21 protein-coding genes are annotated in these 22,316 nt (G+C 48.7%); 5 read left to right on the top strand and 16 right to left on the bottom strand.

What is annotated here, in order from left to right:
* Positions 1–76: 76 nt before the first annotated feature.
* The 3 genes from AC53GJ_RS20440 (at position 77) to AC53GJ_RS20430 (ending at position 3,453) form a co-directional block, all read left to right on the top strand.
* Entirely contained in the window at positions 77–1,198 is a 1,122-nt protein-coding gene (locus tag AC53GJ_RS20440; RefSeq protein WP_496730244.1) for a metal-dependent hydrolase, read from the top strand.
* Between the two features lie 92 nt (positions 1,199–1,290).
* Complete coding sequence (locus AC53GJ_RS20435) at positions 1,291–2,535, top strand: alpha/beta hydrolase (protein ID WP_496730243.1); 1,245 nt, start codon at positions 1,291–1,293, stop codon at positions 2,533–2,535.
* A 129-nt stretch (positions 2,536–2,664) separates the two neighbouring features.
* On the top strand, positions 2,665–3,453 hold the full coding sequence (locus AC53GJ_RS20430) for a MipA/OmpV family protein (RefSeq protein WP_496730242.1): 789 nt from the start codon (positions 2,665–2,667) through the stop codon (positions 3,451–3,453).
* A gap of 55 nt (positions 3,454–3,508) precedes the next feature.
* Here the strand turns inward: AC53GJ_RS20430 and AC53GJ_RS20425 are convergent, their stop codons facing one another.
* The 9 genes from AC53GJ_RS20425 to AC53GJ_RS20385 all read right to left on the bottom strand — a co-directional run bounded on the left by AC53GJ_RS20425 (position 3,509) and on the right by AC53GJ_RS20385 (position 15,591).
* On the bottom strand, positions 3,509–3,796 hold the full coding sequence (locus tag AC53GJ_RS20425) for a hypothetical protein (RefSeq protein ID WP_496730241.1): 288 nt from the start codon (positions 3,794–3,796) through the stop codon (positions 3,509–3,511).
* 90 nt (positions 3,797–3,886) lie between these two features.
* A complete protein-coding gene (locus tag AC53GJ_RS20420) occupies positions 3,887–4,420 on the bottom strand; it encodes a hypothetical protein (protein WP_496730240.1) in 534 nt (177 codons plus the stop codon).
* Positions 4,421–4,545: 125 nt separating this feature from the next.
* Positions 4,546–5,136: a hypothetical protein gene (locus AC53GJ_RS20415; protein ID WP_496730239.1), complete on the bottom strand. Its 591-nt coding sequence runs from the start codon at positions 5,134–5,136 to the stop codon at positions 4,546–4,548.
* Between the two features lie 258 nt (positions 5,137–5,394).
* On the bottom strand, positions 5,395–6,003 hold the full coding sequence (locus AC53GJ_RS20410; RefSeq protein WP_496730238.1) for a hypothetical protein: 609 nt from the start codon (positions 6,001–6,003) through the stop codon (positions 5,395–5,397).
* A 226-nt stretch (positions 6,004–6,229) separates the two neighbouring features.
* Positions 6,230–7,150 carry a hypothetical protein gene (locus AC53GJ_RS20405; protein ID WP_496730237.1) on the bottom strand — a complete coding sequence of 307 codons (921 nt, stop codon included), beginning with the start codon at positions 7,148–7,150 and terminating at the stop codon, positions 6,230–6,232.
* Positions 7,151–7,315: 165 nt separating this feature from the next.
* The gene (locus tag AC53GJ_RS20400) at positions 7,316–8,209 is read right to left on the bottom strand and encodes a hypothetical protein (protein ID WP_496730236.1); all 894 of its coding nucleotides are present in this window, start codon (positions 8,207–8,209) and stop codon (positions 7,316–7,318) included.
* A 42-nt stretch (positions 8,210–8,251) separates the two neighbouring features.
* The gene (locus tag AC53GJ_RS20395; protein ID WP_496730235.1) at positions 8,252–9,154 is read right to left on the bottom strand and encodes a hypothetical protein; all 903 of its coding nucleotides are present in this window, start codon (positions 9,152–9,154) and stop codon (positions 8,252–8,254) included.
* A 2-nt stretch (positions 9,155–9,156) separates the two neighbouring features.
* Positions 9,157–11,922, bottom strand: coding sequence for a DUF637 domain-containing protein (locus AC53GJ_RS20390; protein ID WP_496730234.1), 2,766 nt, complete (start codon positions 11,920–11,922; stop codon positions 9,157–9,159).
* A gap of 1,032 nt (positions 11,923–12,954) precedes the next feature.
* Positions 12,955–15,591: a hypothetical protein gene (locus AC53GJ_RS20385; RefSeq protein ID WP_496730233.1), complete on the bottom strand. Its 2,637-nt coding sequence runs from the start codon at positions 15,589–15,591 to the stop codon at positions 12,955–12,957.
* Between the two features lie 369 nt (positions 15,592–15,960).
* Between AC53GJ_RS20385 and AC53GJ_RS20380 the strand changes: the two genes are divergently transcribed.
* Positions 15,961–16,308, top strand: a complete 348-nt coding sequence (locus tag AC53GJ_RS20380; protein WP_496730232.1) for a hypothetical protein — start codon at positions 15,961–15,963, stop codon at positions 16,306–16,308.
* 33 nt (positions 16,309–16,341) lie between these two features.
* Here AC53GJ_RS20380 and AC53GJ_RS20375 read toward each other — a convergent pair whose 3' ends face one another.
* The 7 genes from AC53GJ_RS20375 to AC53GJ_RS20345 form a co-directional block, all read right to left on the bottom strand.
* A complete protein-coding gene (locus AC53GJ_RS20375; RefSeq protein ID WP_496730231.1) occupies positions 16,342–17,559 on the bottom strand; it encodes an FIST signal transduction protein in 1,218 nt (405 codons plus the stop codon).
* Positions 17,560–17,815: 256 nt separating this feature from the next.
* Positions 17,816–18,673 carry an AraC family transcriptional regulator gene (locus tag AC53GJ_RS20370; protein ID WP_496730230.1) on the bottom strand — a complete coding sequence of 286 codons (858 nt, stop codon included), beginning with the start codon at positions 18,671–18,673 and terminating at the stop codon, positions 17,816–17,818.
* Between the two features lie 37 nt (positions 18,674–18,710).
* The gene (locus AC53GJ_RS20365) at positions 18,711–19,043 is read right to left on the bottom strand and encodes a hypothetical protein (RefSeq protein ID WP_496730229.1); all 333 of its coding nucleotides are present in this window, start codon (positions 19,041–19,043) and stop codon (positions 18,711–18,713) included.
* 182 nt (positions 19,044–19,225) lie between these two features.
* A complete protein-coding gene (locus tag AC53GJ_RS20360) occupies positions 19,226–20,191 on the bottom strand; it encodes a M14 family metallopeptidase (RefSeq protein ID WP_496730228.1) in 966 nt (321 codons plus the stop codon).
* Positions 20,192–20,486: 295 nt separating this feature from the next.
* Complete coding sequence (locus AC53GJ_RS20355) at positions 20,487–21,107, bottom strand: GNAT family N-acetyltransferase (protein ID WP_496730227.1); 621 nt, start codon at positions 21,105–21,107, stop codon at positions 20,487–20,489.
* Positions 21,108–21,110: 3 nt separating this feature from the next.
* Positions 21,111–21,443: a YajD family HNH nuclease gene (locus AC53GJ_RS20350; protein WP_496730226.1), complete on the bottom strand. Its 333-nt coding sequence runs from the start codon at positions 21,441–21,443 to the stop codon at positions 21,111–21,113.
* A gap of 88 nt (positions 21,444–21,531) precedes the next feature.
* Positions 21,532–21,795, bottom strand: coding sequence for a hypothetical protein (locus AC53GJ_RS20345; protein ID WP_496730225.1), 264 nt, complete (start codon positions 21,793–21,795; stop codon positions 21,532–21,534).
* Between the two features lie 158 nt (positions 21,796–21,953).
* On the opposite strand from AC53GJ_RS20345, the gene AC53GJ_RS20340 reads away from it, so the two are divergent.
* Positions 21,954–22,316, top strand: a complete 363-nt coding sequence (locus AC53GJ_RS20340) for a hypothetical protein (protein ID WP_496730224.1) — start codon at positions 21,954–21,956, stop codon at positions 22,314–22,316.

The following is a 22,316-nucleotide window of genomic DNA, read 5'->3' as shown; positions in this document are numbered from 1 at the left end:
TCAACGATTAAAAAACTGCATCCAGTTGCCAGTTGCTGTCGTATAGTAAGCACTTTTCCGTGAGGTGATTACTGGTATGGATTCGTTATCGCAACTGGCGCTTGGCGCTGCGGTCAGTGTGGCAGTGCTGCGCCAGCGTCAGCCGGTCTGGCGCTCAGCCTTACTGGGCGCTGTGGTTGGTACTTTGCCGGATTTGGATGTGTTAGTCCGCCAACCGGAAGCCATTAGTGAAATGACCCGGCACCGCGCCGAAAGTCACAGTTTGTTTTATCTGACCTTATTGAGTCCGCTGCTGGCCTGGCTCTGGCTGGTGCTGCTGCCAGCCTCTGCCGCAAGGCTGACACCGCGTTTTGCGCCCTGGTGTCAGTCGTTGTGGTGGCCAACGCTGCTGGCAATTTGGCTGACGCTGATCACCCATCCACTGCTTGATGCGCTGACGCAGTATGGCACTCAACTGGCGCTGCCCTTTGTCGCCAAAGCTTATGCGGTTGGTAGCGTTTTTGTCATTGATCCGCTGTACACCTTGCCACTGTTAATCGGACTAGTACTGACGCTTAGCCGGCAACAACTGCGCTGGAATGGGCTGGGCTTATTGCTCAGTACTGCCTATCTGGCGGCCGGTCTGCTGGCACAGCTACAGGTCAAAACCATGGTACAACAACAATTTGCCGCCGGTCAGTTGCCAGCAGCGGCGCAGACCAGCTCAGGCCGTTTATTGGTCAGCGCTACGCCTTTTAATACCTTGTTATGGCGAATTTTGTGGCTGGAAACAGCCAGCAGCGGCGCTGAGCCTCTGCAGTATCATGAAGCTTATTATTCGTTATTGGATAGCTCGCCGCAGTTGGTGTGGCGCAGTTATCCGTTGTCAGCGGCGGCCTTAGCGCAATGGCAGCATGAACCCCTGGTAGCGCGGATGCTCTGGTTTACCGACGGCTTTATGAAGCTGGAAGCCAGTCCGCAGCCACAGCGTTGGCTGCTGACCGATTTGCGGCTGGGACAGGAACCCATGTACCATTTCCGTTTTGAATTCACTGAACTGGCGACGGGCCAACTGAGTGCACCGCAACAGCTGGAGCGACCGCTTGGCCAAAGGCTGGCATTAAGCTGGTTATGGCAACGGGCGTTGGCCAACACTGAGCTGCCGCTGGCCGACTGGCTGGCGCAGCCGGACCGCCAGGTGAGTCAGCAACAGCCCTGAGCTTTAGACAAACAGCCTTGAGCTGGGTCAGACAAGCAGCCCTGAGCTTTAGATAAAGAGCCCTGAGCCGGGCCAGACAAAGGATGTGCATAATGCAAAAGAAGTCCAGGGATGGGCGATCGGGCAGCAACGGCTGGCGAGCGCTGTTATGTGGCTTGTTGTTGTGCAGCGCCACCAGTTTCGCGGTAGTCACTGTAGTAGAACCCAGCCCGCCATACAATGAACAACGGCTGTTAATACAGTCAAAGCTATTGCAACAGCAACGCGAAATCCAGGTACGGTTACCGGCCACTTATTTTGCGGCACAGGCGGCTGGCCGGCAGGACTTGCGCTTTCCGGTGTTGTATTTACTGGATGGCGAAGCGCCTAATTTAACATTGTTGCCGGGCATTCTGGATGCACTCAGTCACTGGGGGAAAGCGCCGGAAGTGATCCTGGTTAGTATCGCCAATATTGACCGCAATAAAGATTTTACCCCGGTGCCACAACCGCAGTGGCCAACCACAGGCCAGGCCGATGCTTTTCTCGATTTTATTCAGCTTGAACTGCAACCGCTGATCAATCAGCGTTATCGCACAGCCCCTGGTCCGGTGTTGCTGGGGCATTCTTTTGGCGGCTTATTGGCAACTTATTGCATGTTGACGCGCCCGAGCCTGTTCCGGGCTTATCTGACGGCCAGCCCTTATCTGCATTACGCCGACAATCTGCTGTTACAGCAGGCCGCAGCACAGTTAGCGAGCTTACCTGCCAGCGTGGCGCTTTATACCGCCACGCTTGGCAATGAACCTGAGTATCAGGCTGCCTGGCAGCAGTTTGAGCTATTGTTGCAGCAGCATGCACCAGCCAGTTTGCAGAGCCGTTTCTGGCACTTGCCGGAAGAGGATCATTTGTCCGTGCCAGGCCCGGCTTATCATCAGGGTTTACGCTTGTGGTGGGCCGACTGGGCGCCCAAAGCTCCGGGCAGCTTGGCTGAACTGCAACAGCATTTTGCCCGCCGTTCGCAACTGGATGGTTATGTCATTCAGATCCCGGAACTCCAGTTGCATGGGTTGGGGCAACGTTTATTGCAGGCTGCCAGTCAGGCTGGCCTCAGCAGCAAGGCGCAAACGCACAAAAAGGCTGAAGCCTATGCGGTGTTTTTGCAACAAGCGCTGTTATATCCAGCCTCGCTCAGAGCCCAGGACAATCTGGCCGCAGCGGCACTGGCGCAGCAACAACCTGTGCTGGCCAGCGGCCATTATCGCCGTGCGCTGGAACTGGCGGCAGCCAGCAGTGCGCTCGATAAAATTGCGTTTTATGCAGAGAAAATCAAAGCGTTAGCTCAGAACAAACCTTGACTCTGCCTGTTAACTGCTGTTTTTCACCATTTAAGCCAGTCAGCGCCGCTTTATCGCAAGCTCCGGTACCACCAGGGCCGCTTTGGTAGGCTGTTTTGTAATTACAGCAGCCTGACAGGGAACGGAACTATGCGTATAAAACTTATCAGATCGGTCATCTGGCTGGCGGCGCTATTGAGCGCGGCGCCAGTTGCTGCCGGCTCGAACTGGCAATTGAGTGCAGGCATTGCCACGCAAACGGCACCGCTTTATCAAGGCAGTGCCGAACAAGAGTTGTACTTATTACCCGCCATTGCGGCTGTATATCCGTTGGCGGATGGCGGCCGGTTGTATGCCGGAACTGTCGAGGGTTTTGGGGCTGAAGCAAACTGGCAACCACTGACGGTGGGTATGGCAGTGGGCTATCGTGATGGCCTGCGCGGCGCTGAGAAGTTTGGTTTATTGCAAGACCGGCCCGCCATGCTGGATGGGCTGCTTGAGCCGGGTGGCACAGCCATCCTCAAGCCTTATATCAGCACTTTGTGGCCGCACTGGAATGCCCGGCTGGAATATGAACGGGGTTTGGCGCAGCAAAATCAAGGGGCGCTGCTCAGGCTGCAGCTCAGTTACAGCCAGACACCCTCACAGACATTCGGCTGGAACACCGGTGTACAGGCCAGCTGGGCGAATAAGCATTATATCGATGATTATTTTGGCGTCAGTGCGGCCGAAGTGCGGCCTGATCGCAGCGCTTATCAAGGGCAGGCCGGGCTGTTGCAGTTTGGCATTTTTGCCCAGTTGCAGGTTCAATCGCAGCCGCAACAACGCTGGCTGTTGTCTGTCGCCCTGCATCAACTGGCCGACGAGCTCAACGGCAGTGCTCTGGTGCAGCAGCAGTTGCAAGCAGAGCTGACGCTGGCTTATCTGTGGTTGTTTTGAGGAAAATAGCAGGGGGAGCATTATCCCCTCTGCTGAGCAACTGCGGTATGGACGGTTAATAACCGCCCAGCACTACTTCAGTAATCCGGCAGCTGTCGTCATTCAGATAAATGCCCACCGGCTGATCAGCCATTCTGGCGGCCAGCAACACCGACAGGATTTGATCCTTGCCCGGGTGATCCGGATACACTGAAGCATAGTGTGGACCATAACCACTTAGTGAAGTACATCCGGTTAAGCCAGGTTTTACTTTGACATTAATACCGCCATTGACGACCACCACAATTTTGTCCACTTTCACTGAGTGGATCCAGCCTTTTTCAGCATAGCTGGGGGAGCTCAATATCAATCCAAGCAGGCTAAATAGTAAGGTATTAAATTTTATCAAAGTGTTGCCTCCATTGCGGCTGGTTTTCATTTCAGGTTGCTGTTGTTACTGTGGATTTAATTGGGCATCACTGAGTTGATACTGGCTCTGGATCCGCTGGATACAGTCTGTGGTGCTCAGTTGTACCACTGGGGCGCGGGTGGCCGTTAACAGATAAAGTTCGGTCAGTGCGCTCAGGCAGGGTACTTTTGGCGCGACTGGCTGGGCCGCGCCGCCGATTGCAGGCGGAATTTTCATCAGCAGGCGGACAGTTGGGGTTTGAATGGTAGCCCCCATAGTGCCGGAAGGGCTCTGTACCACTTTTACTTGGGTGACGGTCAGCTGAAAATGGGCTTGCTGTTGTTGTTTTGCGATCAGGGCTGCGCGCAAGATAGCAAAATCAACGGCTTGCGCCAGCCGGATACTGCCATTGCCATGATAAGACACCGCATACTGACCGGGCGCTTCCAGGCTGTCGCGATAGCCGCCGGTGAGTCCGTCGGGCTGGTAACTGACAGCACAGCTACTGCAACACAGGGCCAGGCTGCAGCTGGCAAATAGCTGAGAGAAGGGGTGGCGCCAAGAATGATGATACTGCATGTGAGTGATGGTTCCAAAAAGCCCGGCATCGGCCGGGCTGCGGTGGTGTTGACCTGTGCTTCAATCAACGCAGGTCAGCTTTGTAAGCCGAATACTGGCTTTATGTTAGCAAGTGATAGTCAGGTCTAAGGCGCCAAACGCTGGATCCAGCCATGACAGTCATTCAATGCCAATGATCGGCCATCAGTTGGTAATAACTGCTGCAAGCTGGGTAACAAACCACTGGCCGGCTCCTGATAGGGCGCCGGCTCATGCGGAAATAATGGCTGCCAGATATATTTTTTTATCAGCAACTTTAACATCTCTGGATGATATTCATCCGGGGTATGCTCCAACAAAGGGAATAAGTGTTCAGGTAAATAACGTTCCACCCATACCGTAATGGCTGATATGTGATACGAGAAAAGAAAAAACTCATCGTGATCGGTGGGGCATTCATCAACCATCAACCACCAAAAATCATCATCTTGTGCAAAAGCATACCGTAGATCTGATTTTATTTTATCGATACTAAATTTTTGTTTGTGTTCGTTATTTGAGGACGAAGCAGCCGTTATGATAGTTTCTATCATGTCATCCACCGCTGCCGAAAAAACCCCTCGAAATTGCTCGCCTGGGTAATCGTCTGGTTCGCAATGATCGCAAGCCATAAAATGATACGTTAATAAATACGGGATCGGCGATTCCATCCGCCAGGTTAATATGTCGCTGCGCATAACATTTACTCTTTTTTAGACAGCTACATAATATTTATGTAGCATTTTTTATTTTTCATATAAATAAAAAGTTTTTAATGATAAAACAGACATCAGTCGAAGGTTAATTAAAACTCCAGTGAACTGTTGACTGCTCCATTTAAGACGTCAAGTGTTACTTTCGGCCGGGCTGCAGTGGTGTTGACCTGTGCTTCAATCAACGCAAGTCAGCTTTGTAAGCCGAATACTGGCTCTATGCCAGCAAATGATAGCCAAGCACTAAGGTGCCAAACGCTGGATCCAGCCATGACAGTCATTCAATGCCAATGATCGGCCATCAGTTGGTAATAACTGCTGCAAGCTGGGTAACAAACCGCTGGCCGGCTCCTGATAGGGCGCCGGCTCATGCGGAAATAATGGCTGCCAGATATATTTTTTTATCAGCAACTTTAACATCTCTGGATGATATTCATCCGCGGTGCTCTCAATTCTATCGTACACATGCTCGGGTAGATATCGTTCTATCCAAACAGACACCGCAGAAATATAATAAGATTCATAAAATGCGTCTTCAGAGTTGTATTCATTAAAATCCTCGCTAAGGGGATCTCCACCTAACATCCACCAAAAATCATCATTTTGTGCAAAAGCATGGGTGAGCTCGGATTTTATTCTATCAATGCTGTAACACAATTTATATTCTTCAGATGCTGAGTTTATCGCGTTGGTGATATTTTGTTCTATATCATCTGCAGCTGCCGAAAACACTCCGCGAAACACTGAACCTTTGTAGTGTTGTATATCACAATAGTTACATTCTCTAAAGTGATATGTTAGCAGGGCTCGGGTGGAAGAATTTTTTACCCAGTACTTTATATCATTATTCATGGCACTTGCCATTGTCTGTCTCTCAGGGGTCGGGTGTTGATATACCATTTATTACTGGTTTTATTCTATGCGCAAAAAAATTTCAATAATAAGCCAGATACCCGTAGAACTGTGATTCAAATTCAAGTGAACTGTCTGACTGCTTAATTAAAAACGTCAGATATTCCTTTCGGCGGACTGTCGCCAAAACACAGCCCGGCATCGGCCGGGCTGTGATGTGGCTTCTTCAGCGCGTCAGGGCATAACTGGCGTCGATAGCAAAACCCTGGCTTTGCATTTTCTGCAGCACCGCCAGTAACAGCTCGTCGTAGTGCAGCGTCAGTGGGGCAGGTGCTAACATGGTATTGAGTAGCCCAAAAGCCGGGTGCGTCAGTTCCGGGTTGGTTAAACCACGGTTTTGCCGCAGTTTTAACACCAGTAACGCCGTTAAAGGCAGCAGGCAATAATCACCATTATCAAATTCACAATAAAACTTGCTGGGCGGAGCCAGCATTTGCCGAACTTGTTCATCACAAATAAACAGCACCAGCGCGCTGACTTTGGCAAGGTCCGTGCTATCCCATGCCTCAAGCAGCGCCTGATAGGCAAAGTTATCGACTTGCGGCGCTAGCGCCATTCCCAGATAGCGGGCATAAAGCAGCACCACGAAATCACCGACATGGCTTTTAGAGCGGATAATTGACCGACGCCGGTATGCACTGGCAAAAGCATGAAACAGCTGCCGGCTTTCCTTTTCCAGGCCAGCCAGCTCAGCCAGACATAACCGAAACAGGTCGGATGGATCAAGACCACCGGTTCGCTCACGGCCAAAACGAGCTAAAAAGTGATGCATGCCATAATGTGCTCTTGCCGTTTCGATATAACCGTAGGCTAAGGAGCGCATCAGATGCGGATAATCCATCTGGTGTTGTTGGCTCATGCTCACTTCGGCCGCGGTTTCCCAGTAAGTTTCTGGAATGCGTAAATCAACTAATTCCCAGTATGCTAATTCGTCGCAGATGCTCATGTCAGGCCGATTGGTCCCATGCTCAATAAAATGCGTTAACTGAATCAGATGGTCGTCATAGACCCGCTGATATTTAGTCAATGCATTACGGGCAATTTTTTTGTAGCGGACAAATTTACGCAGTTGCGTTTCATCAAGCATCGTAGCCTCATGGTTCTCAGTTAAAGTTCAGCACAATGGGCGCTTGTGGCCGTTAACAGCTAAAGTTCGGTCAGTGCGTTCAGGCAGGGCACTTTTATTGCCTTTGGCAGCCATTTTGGTGTTGTTACCTTGGCTGACACTGTCGAATTGTTGCCAACAATAAGGCTACTCATCCATGTCCAGATACAGGGATTTTAAGCTAGACGTTGCGGTGTCGATAAACAACACATGGACCGCGATAGTGTTTGCCTGCAAATGCTGGTTAAACTCCACTGACAATGCAGTATCTATGCCTGGCGTGCGTTGCATGATGTGATGAATCATGGTTAACCAATCGGCAGATCCTTGCATAAAAGGACCTAATGCCAGTGTGTCCAGCTGTAAACCGGCACCATGATCCAGTTTGATACCAAAAAACACCACAAAATCGCCATGAAGTTTGCCAACTGCAACCTGATCATTGTTGTATTCACCGCCATAGCGACCTGGTAATAAGGTTAAACCTTGCCCGGTGACGACATTCGAGAATAAATCATCCCATACCTTGGCTTTTTGGCAGAACTGATTCATTTGTAATTCGACCGTCGCAGCCAGGGGTAAGGGGGTTGCGATTGGAGTGAACTCAGTGGCAGAGTCCAACCTGATGGCCTTAAAGGCAATACATTGTTGCTGCAAATCCAGATAGACGGCTGAAACCTGGAGTGTTGCGGCGGTTAAATGGGTGGCGAGCAACTCCAGTAACTCAGGCGGCAGACCATGCGACAACCGCATACTCTGCACCACCAGCTCCAGCCAGGGCTTAGATCCCTGGGCGAAGGGGCCTAAGCCCCAGGCATCCAGCTGTAATTCCTGCCCTGCTAAACGTTCTTGCAGACCAAACCAGAGCACAAACTGGCCACGGTGCCAGCCCACTGCGATTTGGTCATTGTTAAACTCACCACCAAACCGGCCCGGTAATAATGTCAGTTGCTGCTGCTGCACCAACTGCATAAAAGTGTCAGTTCTCGCCTGAGCCTGTGCTGAATAAATATTCATGGCTAAAGCTGATTGGGCAGACATTATTGCTCTCCTGTTGCAAAAATAACGGATAACCTAACCATGTTATGGCAATTTTTCCATCGGACGCGATTGTTGACAAATATCCAGATTGAACTGGCCCGGCGGCAGCGGGGTAAAATGCTGGTCATAGGCGAATGGCTGGTAAATATCAAGTGTTTCCAGCACATCATAACTGCGCTGGTACTGCGGCAATGGTGCTACAGCAACCAATTCAGTCGGATACAGCGGCGAGTCGATGTCGAGCTGATAACCCGCCCGCCATGCCATTTTGCCGTACATCAGGCCAAAAGGAGACAATAGATAATTGCAAATGATGCCATCCGCATGAAAACGCCGGGCCGCGAATTTCGGGCTGCATAACAGCGTCAGCGCTTCCGTCATCAGGGCGACATCGCCGCGTGCCAGCCCCAGGAAAAACTGGTTATCGACCTGATATTTGAGCATGTTTTTACCAGGCGGATGCGCCAGAATATATTCCGCCCGCTCTGCCAGCAGCTCGAATTTTTGCTGCATCGCTAACTGTAACTGAAATGTCTGAAACTCCCGGCTCCCGACTCTGTTGCGGTCGATCCATTTTTGTTTTGGTATGGTGCTGAAGCTCGGCAGCACATGCTGGCTATGCCAGTGATAGAGTTCCGCATCATCACAGACCACGGCAGCAAACAGCGCACACATACCATCAAACGCTGCTGGTCGTTGCTGCGCTTTCATGATCCGAAACAGTGCTGACGTATAAGTGTATTGGCGAAATAACGCCGGGTCTTGCTGCAAAAACATCGCCTGCAACGCTTTATAGATATATGTACCTTCCATCGTCATAGCGCAATCAGGTCTGGACCCTTGACCTGAGCGTAGTAGTTGTAGCGTACTTGAAACGTCATAAGTCAGTATATTACTGATACCAATTAAACTTTGTTGTTTTAACTTTGCCCAGTTTGCTGTCATGGTTAGTTTCCAGCCTTATCTAAAGGAAAATCAACAGGTAAAATAAACAGCTTTTTGGTGGCAGGGTCAATATAAGACACTGCCAGATGCATAGTCCTTGCATCTATATGTTGCTTAATTGCATTTTGGGCGTCATATTTTCCTGCGTTACCAAGATGCGCAGCAATAGCTTTAAACCAATCTGTGCTGAATTGTGTATTACCACCTGCGCCTTTGCCAAGTCTGAGCCCACCACCGCTTGTGAGCTGTTTACTGTCTAATGTTGCCAGTACAGTGGTTAAAGTGCCATCCGAGTTTTGGGTCAGATATAAATGATCCGCACCATTATTACTACCATATTTGCCGTCAATTTCTTTTAAGCGTGGATCCTGACTCAAAATGCGCTGAGTAAACTGCTCGGTAAATGCGCCTTTTTCTTGTTTACTCAACTGATCCCAATTTAATAATTTATCATCCAATATTTTCTGATCTGCTGCAGATAGCTGAATATCAACAGAAAACTGTTGTACTTGCTTGCCATTGATAAAGCCACTTTTTGTCGGTTTAGCTGTTTTTGTTTTATCGCCAAGCATCCTATCAACGGCTTTTTTAACGTTGGCGATTTCAGGGTCGGAGTGAACTTTTATGGCATCTGGTGAGCCGCTGCCAGTTTTATATTGACTTGATTTGTTTTCCAGATGCAGTTTTTCGAAGGCAATCATTTCAGCTAAAACTTGATCCGGAATGATGCCGGATTTTTTAGCTTGTTTAATTAAAGTGCCAAGTAATTCACTTGCTGTTTTGCCAACCAGAAGGTCAATTGAAAACGTTATGGCTATGTCTATAATGATTTCTTGGCGGCGCTTTTCATCAGCTTTGGCGAATTCCTTTAACTTTTCAGAAACTTCAGTAATGGTATTGTGAAGTTCAATAGCCTTGTAAATCATATAGCCAGCTTGTACAGCAAACCAAAATGCATTGTTTGCTGCTGCATTCTCGGCGGTATCTGCCGCGATGTTGACATCACCTTTTACTGCAAAAAGCGCGAGCGCAGCCCCTAATTTCGCCAGATCTACCCCTTTAGCTTTAATAAGGTTGAGCTCTTGCATCATTGTTTGTACTTCAACAGATTGTTGCAGTTTTCTAGCAGCCTCAGCACTCATATTTTCATAGTTTTTGGGATCTACCCCCAATCTCTTGAGTTCAGCCTCTAGTTTCTGCCGTTCAGCTTGATAATTTCCTTTTTCTTTAAATTTATCGCTGATGACTTCGCCAATCACAGCCCCAGCGGCGCCAGAGGAACACGCGATCCCAGAGCTATTAGTTTTGTTGACGCTAGCAGAGGCAATCCCGATAGTACAACCTAATGCAGCATGAGAGACGAGTTGCAAAGCGGTATTAATTTTTTTGTCATCGACAGCTACGCCAATCTCTTCAGCCATGTGCTGACCGAGTTGATTGATAGCATTGGTCTTGATTGATTTAACCAGACTGTCCTGAAATTCTTGGAAACCAGTTCCATTGATCATTGATGAAATACCTGCAGAGACTGTGGCATTTACAAGTGTCTGTGCGGCTTGATTACCGAGAGAAATCAGGGTGTCAGTGCTGAGAAATGCAGCATCACTGGCCGCATTACCGAATAAATCTGAGCCAAAATCAGTGACTTGTGATAATGCTCCCGCTGTGACCATTGAAATGGCCAGTGAGCGAATACTGTCTTCCTGCACCATAGATTCCAGTGTGCCACCCAGGCCTTTACCGCTGGCAAGGCCGTTAGCTGCTTGAGTTGCCAGTGTCAGAGCGCCTGCTTGCATGCTGCCAGCAAGAGCAGTGCCAGCCGCCGTCGCTTTGCTACCAATTGCAAACTTGGCAATTGCCCCCTGGTTACCTAGCAAGTTAGCGCCGTGTGGCCCCATAGCGACAGCCACTGCAATGGCAATCACCGCCATAGCTGCCGGGCTTAAGTTGCTGGTTTTCTTGTGTAGATGCAGGTCTTGCAGGGTCTGATATGCCAGATCGATATTGCCGGCAAACTGGGGATCGTTATATAGCGTATTCATCCAGGCTAAATCTGTGGTGGCTGCCATATCTGACATCACCTGGCTGATTGACTGCCCTTCTTTTTGTGCCAGTTCCAGCGTGACACCACGGCTGGCATGCACCTTCACCCCGCCAACAATAGCGTTATAGACGGCAGTGTCGGTTTGATCCTGTTTGGTCTCGGTTTTGATCTTCCAGGTGCCTTTTTTCACCTTGTTATAGAAGTATTCGTCCTGTTCTTTTGCCAGCAACAGATTCAGTTTGCCATTGCGGGCACTGACTTCGGTGCCCTGACCTGCCTTGATGGAGGTGGCTTTCAGGGTAATATCGCCAAGCTCAGTGGCAATCAAGACGCCTTTACCGGCATTCAGCGCAGAGCGGACCGCCATGGTCTGCAGTTGCTGTTCCTGTTCAGTTACCTTGCCCAGTTTGCCCTGGCGAGATTGCTGAAACTGGTTCATTTCGTTACCGATATACACACCTTGCTGCGCCAGTAGCTGAATGACACCGCTGTCGGCATGGATGGTGGATGCGTTGATTTCAATAGCGCCGCTGGCCATTAAAAACACGCTGTCTTTTGCCGTCAGGCTGGAACCAAGATATGCAAAAGCTGAGTCGGTGGTACGATAGCCACCCACTGCACGACCACCCACAATGCTTTCCTGCTGGGCAGCGATACGGATGTTGCCATCTGCTCTGAGCTGGATACTGCCACCGGCATTCAGCACTGAGCTTTCAAATTGCATATCGCCATAAGTGCGGATCTGGATGTGACCGTTCGCCAGATAGCCAGCAACTTCGCCTAATCGGGTGCCCTGATACTGGCCGGTATCAAAACGGTGGACCACTCTTTTACTACTGAGCTGGCCTGCCAGAATATTAATATTCTTGCTTGCAGTGATAGTGCCGGACAGGTTTTGTAAAGTACCGTGAACTATCAAATTGACGTCATTTTCGCCGACAATGCGCGCATTTTCGCCAAGATTGAAGTTACCACTGGCTTTTAAATAGTTGTTTCTGACATCCACCAGAGAACCGGCACCAATGTTAATATGGTGGAATTCTGCCGTCGTGCCATGAAATTCAACCAGATGTCCTTTTAAGGTGAAGTCCTTCACTGTGGCATCAGATAAATAAAGTTGCGGCACTAACACGGATTGCCCGTTTAGCGCCATTTCGACCGGCCAGATAAAATCTTTGCCAAAGTTGTTAGCCTGGCTTTCACTGATCTCCTTGCCAAAAGTTACCCCGCCCTGGGCGGCTAGCAGTGCAGAGTTGGCATAGAGTGCAGCGATTTGTTGCGCTTCAGTGAAACCTGCCTGAATTGTGTTTCTGGAAAACACATTATAAATCTGTGAACGGATCAGCCTGGCCTGCACCTCGGCATCACCGGCGAGCTTGCCTAATTTATTGATCGGCACAAAAATCGTGATATCACCTACCTGAACCGGTACTAATACTTTTGCCGGTAAGGCCGGACTTTTAACATTAGCCAGTTCTTTGAAAAAATCGGCAATAGAATAAGGTATTGTTTTGGCCGTGGTATTAATCAGGCTGGATTTTTTATATAAAAAATCACCAGTATAAGCAGGCTCATAATATTGCCCTGATGCTAGTTCTGTACTGAAAAAACTTTTATCAACAATGGTCGCTGCACTGATCGAAAATGGGATCATTAAATTGAGCATCATCACCGAAAAAACAATAAAAGAGGTGATTCGATGCCATAGCTCTATATGATTAAACTCTGGATGATTGTTGTTTTTCATGACTTTGCCTTATTGTCCATAATTCTGCATTAAAGTGTCCAGCTCAAGAGTTATTTTTATAGTGGGAGCATAGTCAATAGCAGGTTCATAAATTTGTTCTGGGCTCTTAGGTTTGTCAGGATCTTCATGCTGTTCAACCAAGTGTCTGTATTCATGATAATAAACAATAGTAATGCTTTTCTTATCAGCTGTTATCCCACTTTCTTGCAGAATTGTTTTTGTGATATAAGCCTCATAACGGATTACGTTTAGAGGTTGACTATTAATATATTTTATGACGGCCGCGTTTATTTTGTCTTCGGAATACTTCACGCCGTTATAGTTCGAGTTGTTGTTCTTAATCAGTTCTCTCAGGTCTATTGACGAAATTGTAGTTTCACAATGCTCGTTGTAGTTCTCTTCAATCATTGGGGGAGTTTCTGGAGTTGGTGGTCTTCTTTCATCTGGGTCGTCACATTTAGTTGTGCTGTAGTAATAGTAGCCGCTGATCAGGTCGAGACGTTGACCTTCATCATTTGGTGTGATGCCCTTGTCTTTAAAGTGTTTGAATATATACTCTTTAATAATGTTATCACTAACATCTATATTATTGATGGATAAGTTGCTTTCCTTTGCAGTGTCTGAGATGCCGTAAACATTACCCTTGAAAGAAAGTAAGGTATCAATGGTGGTGTGAACCGTAATCATATCACCTTTGCAGTATTCTTTAATTAAGCAATTCCTGGCTGTGGTTGCATCCCCTTTAAAGGATGTAGAAATTAAATAGCCAGTGCTGACTAGGTTTGTATTGTGGAAATAACTGCTGTTTAATAGTTCGACGTAAGAGATATCGTTATTGAAGCTTTCTTTTGTTGTATTATTTTGAATGCCATCGCTAAAATAAAATTTGCCATATGAATATAGTCTTCCGGCTGGCGAGTATGATATCAAGACGGTTTCAGTGCCGACTTTAGAGGTTTCTACCGAGGTTGCAGAGCGTACTTTCTGGTTTGCATCCCTGCTTGTTGTATTTAAAATAAATGAGTTGGCATCAGTTTTATAACGCTGGTTATAAAAATGAGGGGTATTCATATGGAAATTGCCATCAACATTACTTTGTCCCAGGATGGCGGATGAATTCAGGATATAGCCGGTTGCAGCGAGCTCCATGCTGTCTTCAGCAGTTAATGACACCTGGTTTGCTTTCTGAACTTCCAGCCGGACACCGTTATCCCATGACTCCTGTTCTGCTTTGTCTATGTAATAGGGATTAATATTCTCGATATTCACTGCCGAGATGGAGATTTTGTCGGCAAAAATCTTGGCTGTTACACTGGCAGACTGCGCATCTTTTTTCAGCAGTTTAAAGAAGATGCCCTGTGTCTTTTGATTGATATTCGTGACTGGAGCAATGAGTTCGCTTTTTAAATGCGTCGGGATCGTCATCACGCTGTTTCTGGCGCCATTCAGAAAAGAACCTGCAGTTGATTTCATTGCCACAGTTGAGCCGTTGATATGGCCTCCCATAGTGTTAGCAATATCATTGACTGCATCAAAACGAAGATTCGCAGCGCTGATATAACCGGTATTGGTGATCACATCGGCTGCAATCTGCAAATCGGTTGCTTGAATATAACCGCGCTGATACACATGGGTGGCTGCAATCATTTGCATCTTTTTCGCGATCACGTTGGCAGCCAGTGAGACCGAGCTGACCGATTTGATTGACAAGTTGTAATCGGTCATTAATTTGCCTGACAGATTCATGTGCAAAGCGCGGTTGTCAGACTGTGATGCTTTCAGGTTTTGCAAGTAAATGCCTTCCTGAGGAATGTATGGCGCATTGTTGCGTGAACTGGAAGAAATAAAATCGGAGTTGGTATCCAATACAGCGCGCTCTGCGATGGTGATATCGCCGGCTGCAGCCACAGTGACGGCGGCAGCTGACACAGTGCCATTCAGCTGTAAAGCGCTGGTCACTGCAGTGGCCCCTTTAATGGCTGAACTGGGGTAATCAAATTGCAGGGCACCACTATAAAAGTTGACGCCGCCAGTGCCGACAACCTGACTTCCGCCTGGTGCGATGATAAAACCGCCTGCCGGATGGCTTTCTGCCTGTAAATTAGTATTGACCACCCCATTCAATGTGATATTGCCTGCCAGAAATTCAACCGCCTGCGCACCGGGTGCATAAACATTGTTGATCTGCATATTGCGGCTGATATCTGTTGTAATCAGCCCATTATTCCAGAATGTGCTACTGCTATTAACAAAAGTGATTCTTTTAGCATTTTCAATCGTACAGCTTTGACAAACATCATGAGTGCCAGCTGCTGTACTCTGAAACACTATATCAACAGGCTTGCCAATGATTTTTATATGACTATTTCTCAGCTGGATAGAAGGTGCTGAAATGATTATTTGGGATTCAGTTGTTGTCGGTGTATTTCCTGAATAAATCGTAAGATTGTTGCCAGTCAGATTAAATGTTTTAAATTGATTGATTGATTTGTTATTACTGAAGTCAGTTATTTTTAGTACAGCAATACTACCGTTTGATAATATTTTTTCTTCATTTGCCGTTGATGTCGCTTGATTCGCAATTAGATGTGAAGACTGGAAAAGCAGTATCCCAGTTAAAATTTTCTTTAGCATAATAATGGCCATTTATCATTTGGAGGTATTGCGGAGGATATTCAGACTTGCCAGCAGTCAACAGATTTCAGCTTGAACACTGCAAGTTAAAAATTCGACACAACAACCACATGTTTCGAAAATGGCGCGAAAATAGCAAAAAAAGTACAAAAACACAACAATTATAAATTATTGTCATTTTTTGTGATGATTCGTAAAATTACGCGCTTGATTGGCGAATACTTGCAGGTTTTGTTGGTTAAATGTTGATCTTTAATCGTTTAAAAAACAGTCGAATTGGTTGCCTCGCAACGACAACGCAAATGCAAGTCCGCTAGACAAAATGACCTGAAGCACGCCTGAATAGCAGTGCGGCGATAATAGAACAAAGAGGGGAATATCATGCTCAAAAAACTTTTACTGGTGTTATGCCTGTGCAGTGTAACTGAGGTTTATGCCCAGCAAGAATCTAATTTATTCAGCAAAATCAGTAAGATTAGAATTGGTGCTAATGATCCGGCCACCATTTATTTTCAGACAGAGCAGATGCCGCCGCGCGTGACAGAATGGTTTTATGTCCGGGCCGGTGCTGGTGATGACAGTGCCGGTTGTCCGCTGGCTGGTAACAGCGAATTTGTGAATCGCACCTATAGCATGCTGCTGGCTGCCAGAACCAGTGGCATGCCGTTGTACGTGCATTATTGCATCGACCGCAATGGTTATGGTCTGGTGCGTTTTACCCAGTATTAAGCAGATGTCACTCTGTTTGCTGCGGTGGCAGTGTCAGCGGCACAGGATCACCAGCACGCCGCTCCAGTCCAGCCCCTGGCTTTTGCCCTGAAAAGGTGCAATTTCCACCCCGCAGTAGATGCCAAGTAACGGGATTTGTTGCTGATTTAATAGCCGCTGTACTTCAGCGGCCTCTTCAGTTTCAGTGCCATCCAGCGTGGCCACCCGGCCAGCGCAGTCAAAATACAGCGCGAACAATGCGGTTTTGCCATCATCTTTAATCTCTTGCAGTAAGCGCGCAGTATTTTCGCGGGCCGACGCCAGGATCAGCGCCGGATCCCGACGCATAAACTGGACTAGATCGCCTTCGGCCAAATCCGGTTCAAATAAAATGATGCCTTGCTCATCCGGTAAAATACCGCTGATCAGGCGGTTTTTATAATGCTTTTCCTGCACTGGCTCGGTTTTATTGCCGCAATGCACCCCCAGCGACAATTCTTTCAGCATGGATTGCTGCCGCCACTGTTGATGGCCATATAAAGCATCAATCACTTCCATCACAGGTTGACCATCGAGCTGGTATAAAAACTGGCCATAAATATTGCTGATGCAATGGTCGACCTGATCAATCGGATAACAGCCGTGCATGGTGGTGATATAAGGCTGAATGCCGCTAAATAACAAGGCGATAGCCGATTGAGCTGACACTTGCTGGCCGGTAAATTGCCAGGTATGGCTAAACTGGTAATCACCCAGCAAGCCCGCACCTGCCACCTTTAACTGGGCTGGTAAATGCGTGGTCAGCCCCTGCAGCAAAGGTGCCGATGGATTTAACACTGCCGGTCTGTTGCCCGCCGCCGGAAACTTGATGGAATCATACAATAACAACAGCAGGTTGCTCTCCGGCTGGATTTGCAAAGCCCGCGCCAGTCGCTGACCGCTGCTATGTGGAAATTTGAAGATTTCATCGGTGCTGACCAACTGGCAATAAGCGTGCTGTAATTGCAGTACTGCAGCGGCGGCCGGTGCGCCTTGATAACTTAAATGATGATTGGTGATGACGCCGATGGCAGAGCCACCGACGATTTGGATGTCGCTGCCGAGGATATCACGCAGGCCCTGATAAAATGCCTGATGATCCACAGAACCATGACAAAACGCCAGTACCAGGCTTGGCTGATCTAAACCACCATCCGCGATGGCGGCAGTTGCCACAGCCCGGCCAGCGGCCCGCGCATCCTGAGTATTACTGTAACCGATGCCAACTTTCATCCCTGACCACTGCTCCGATATTTCAGCTTGATTTTTGGCCAGCATTCTAGCTGATTTTTGTTCGCCTGGTGGCAAAAACGCCGCAGATTTTACCAGTGAAACAAAGTGGCTGCTGAGTTGATGTCAAAGACTTAAAATAGCAGTGTTGGACGCCAAGTGTTGGACGCCAAGTGTTGGACGCCAAGCGTTGGACGCCAAGCGTTGGACGCCACAGGTTCAGTTCGAACGAACGGCCTGAGCCAGCCGACAGCGGCAGTTAGCCCGTCAGCGAAATAAACAATTGCAGTGAATAGTGCTCGGCCGGATCGGTGGATGGCAAATGCGGGAAAATTTCATAAGAGCCGGCTGCACCAAATTGTTCGCCATGGCTGACAAACCAGTGCATCACGGCCGGACATAACAAATGATGATTTTGCTGATAGCTATTGTCTGCCAGTTGGAACACCACAAAGCGGCCTGGTGGGATGTCCGTGTTGTACCAACCCTCCGGTGGTAACCCAGCGTAAGCTGGCATTTCAATGGCGCAGCCATAACGCACTTCGCCCGCTGGTGTGATGGCGGGGTCATCATAAAACAGGCCATAACAAGGTCCCTGATAGTCCGGCAACAACTGCGCCAGACTGCTGGCAAAACGTTGCCAATGCAACAATACATCTTCCTGGTTGCCTTTGTACCGAATGCCCCAGAGTTTCAGTCCAGTACGGTTGCGCCTGATCTGGCAGTTGACTCTGAGTTGTCCTTGGGCATCATGCAAATAACGGACATAATCCTGCCGCTGTGAGCGCATTTTTCCAGGTGAAATGCCCCAGTACTGACTGAAGGCGCGGGTAAAGGCTTGCTGGCTGGTGTAACCCAGGTTCATCGCCAGTTCCAGCAACGGCGTGTGGGTATAAGACACAATATTGGCCGCGGCTTCCAGCTTCATGCGCTGGATAAAACCGGTTAAATCTTTGCCGGAATGTTTTTTAAATAACCGCGCCAGTTGAAAGCGGCTTAATTGATGTTCAGCTGCCAGCGCCTGTACTTTGACTTCAGTCTGGTGATAGTCCAGCGGACTGTAGACCTGAGTTTCCACGGTTGAAATTACTTGATTGACGATCAGTTGGCCTGTCATCGTGTTCATTCCTTGTTGCGATGTTGTGTTCGGCTCTTTAGCCGTGACGCTGACTGCGGCTGATTAACCATAACAAGCCAAGCAACGCCATAATCAGCGTTGGTAAAGTCCAGCGCGAGACGCTGTCCGGGTGGCGGCTGGTCGTCGCGGTTTTGTCGCTGAACAAAGTTTTCCAGCTGTCTGCTGACCTTTGCTGCCACGGCGAGTCATTGCGCTGTTGCTGCACCACAACTGGCAACTTTGGCTGCGGCTGAGTCAGGGGAGCATTGGGCCCGACAGTCAGGATCAATGCCGTCTCCGCAGCAGGCTTGGCGTGGGCAACATGCCAGTGCAGACTCAGCATCATAAAAATACAGCATTTGAGTTTCATCAGGTTGCCATTCATTCAAACATCTTTGCAGTGACCACGTTGGCATGGTTAATTTAAATCAAAACATAATGTTACTTTTAACATTTTGTGCAAGCCGCCATGTCGACGGCAAACCAGTATCTCACTGAAACTTTATGTTGCCAGTGGCAGATGCCAGTGTGATGACAAAACACACTTTTTACTCAACCGTACTGGGCGTCACTCGATGCCACAAAGGCGATGGCTGCCACTATGGTACAAAGCTGAGCCTGATTACATTGTGCCGGGCTGGCGAACTGGCTGTCCGGATACACTTCAGTGGTGGTGACATAAGGTGCAGCAGTGACACCACCGCATAATCCTAAGGCTCGTTTTGGATAATGGATCACACCTGCTTGTTGTAATTTTTCGCCAATCAGACAGCCATCCGCATCCGCTGCAGCTATATGCGTCACAGCGCTTACAGCCTGAATAATAGCGCGCTGAAATTCCGGCTGTGATTTCTCACTGTCATCGACCAGATAAAAGCCGTCCGGAATGTTCCAGTTGGTATTGACGGTGCCATCGCGGGCGGCCTTGGCCGGGCGAAATTCACTGTTGTCTGAATCTGTGGTTTCATGCAAATCGACATGCAGCACTATCGGATCTTCGATAGTTTCGAGCAATGTCATTACAGCGCTGGCTTCGGCGGATTGACTCTGGGCACTAAAAGAGCGATTTGGGTCAACAGCCGCCGGGTTCCAGCGATTGATGGTTTCATAACCCCAAGGGCTGATGCAAGGCAATACCAGCAGATTAAACTGCTGGCTGGACTGGCTAAATTGCTCGGCGATAAATAATAAAGCACCATGTACACCACTGCTTTCATAGCCATGCACGCCGCCCGTGATCAGGACTGTCGCCCGACCGGCTTGCCAGTTTTTACTGCGCACAGCCCATAACGGATAACAGTCAAACCCAAGTGCACGATAATCCAGTTCACCATAGTGCACTAACTCGGCGCTGGCTTGCAGCTCAGGTTTTTGCTGGCACAGTTGTTGTAATGGCTGCACCACCTCTTGCTGATAACTGCGCTGGCGTTGTTGCCGGGCCAGCCACTGGGCTTTTTCGGCGTCACCCCAGGGCATACCTGGCTGACCAATAGGATAAGTGCTGGCAAATTGCTGCATAAAGACTCCGGCTGCAAAGAGATATATATACCCAAACAACCTGAAGCTACTCGTTTTGAGCTCTGCTAAAAGCATTTCACCGAATCGAAAATGCTGCCTTCGGACGGGGCTCAAAGCGTCTGATACCGCGTTAGTGCTTGTCGCTTTGGAATGACCAAAGCTTCCAACCGCCGCCTTGTCTCAAACACTTTTATCACCCGCAAAAAAAGCATCTTCAAGTTGTTTGGGTATAGAAGTTGACACTATAGCACTGTCAGGCACGCCAAACAGGTCTGCTGTGTCAAGGTTTTAAATTTTATGTTGTTGTATCTAAAGAAGAAAAATTATCGTGTTGCAATGGGTGTTCGCACACTGCTGTTTGGTAAATCACTGCCAGATGTGCGCCAAGCGGATCCTGCACCTGTTGCTGGCGAATAAACTGCATGCCTAATTTTTTCATCACTGCAATGGATCCGCTGTTATCGGGATCGGCGAGAGCGGAAAAATAGCGTACTGTCCCTTGCTGCGCCAGCGCCGCCATTACAGCAGTGGCGGCTTCTGTGGCAAAACCCTGGCCCCAGGCGTGCTGTTTAAAACGCCAGCCCAGTTCCAGGTTATCGCTGCAGGGCTGGTCGCTGAAAAAGCCCATTGGCCTGACCAGTATCCAGCCCAGATAGGCGGCGGGCAGCTGTTGGTTGTCCGCTTTGCTGCACACTTGCCACAGACCATAACCCTTGAGCGGATCCCGGTACGACAACATCCTTGGCAGTAGCCGCTGTGCAATTTCTGCGCGGCTGGTTTTGCGACCGCCATTAATAAACTGCATCACGGCTTCGTCCTGATCCAGTTCAAATAACAGCTCGCTGTCATGGGCGTCTAATAAACGGTACTGCAGTCTGGTACTGGCCGGGATTTGCAGGGCACGGGCAGCGCTCATCCGTTATTCCTTATTCAGCAGGGCTTTCAGATTGGCAAAAGGATTATGGGTCGCCACCTGCTGTGGTTGCGCTGTCGTTGCCCCATAGATCACATGCTCAGAATATCTGTTGTGTTCATTGTCATGGCAATAGATACACAACAGTTCCCAGTTACTGCCATCCGCCGGGTTATTGCTGTGGTCATGATCTTTGTGATGTACCGTCAGCTCGCGTAAATTGGAATAAACAAACTCGCGGGCACAACGGCCGCAAACCCAAGGGTACATTTTCAGCGCTTTATCGCGATAACCTTGTTCCTGTTTTTGATAGGCCAGGGCGCCTGATGCTGTTGACATGATAAGATCTCGGCAAAATAGTCAGTGCAGATGATAACAGCAGTTAAGCACAGTCTGGCAGCAGTTTCTGCTGAACATTCGCAGGCGTTCAGCCACGGCTGCCGCAGTGTCGGCGACGTTGCCATAACTGCCAGCCAGCCTGTAACGGCAGCAGAGCCAGACTCCAGCCAAAAGTCAGCTGCAATGCCAGCGCCGACTGCGCCAGCAAGTCTGCATCTGGTGCAAGCCAGCAGTAGCTGATGCTGGACAACAGCACAGACAGCAGCGTCATTTGCCAGACTTTGACTGGAAACAGCGTTGGCCACAGTCGTTGCAAACTGAGCCACATGATGATGGTTGGCGCTAAAATCATGCTGCAGCCAAGCACCACTATCAATAAAAAAAACAGCGCGGCGACGGCCTGCTGCAGTAGGGTATCGATAGCGAAGTCTCCTTTGGCTTGTTCAATTTCGTTTGGCGGCAGCCCAGTGCTCGGGCATACTGCCGCAGTTTATGGCAGGAGAATCAAAGATGCAAAAAGCTGTTCGGGTGTTGGCTTATCTGTTTGCCAGCAGTTATCTGCTGACGTTGTTGTATGTGGCAGTGGACAGTCAAACGCTGTATCAGGGGCAGTGGCATTTACAATATGCGCTGGCCAGTCTGGGTTTGGCTTATCTGGTGAAGTTTGTCCAAAGTCCATCAGTGTTGGCGGTGATCTTTGCCAGCATTTTATTGCCGATGGTGAAAATGGTGTTATTGCCCTCAGCGCAGGCATTTTCCACGACGACAACAGGCAGTTTTAATTTGCTGTTTTTACTCAGTTACCTGCTGGTGATTTATCAAATCGTCAAATTTAAACGGCAGCTTAAAACGCCACCGCCGCCAAAATCCTGA

Source organism: Rheinheimera sp. B2H12, assembly GCF_059620065.1.
This window is presented reverse-complemented; position numbering and strand designations above follow the sequence as displayed.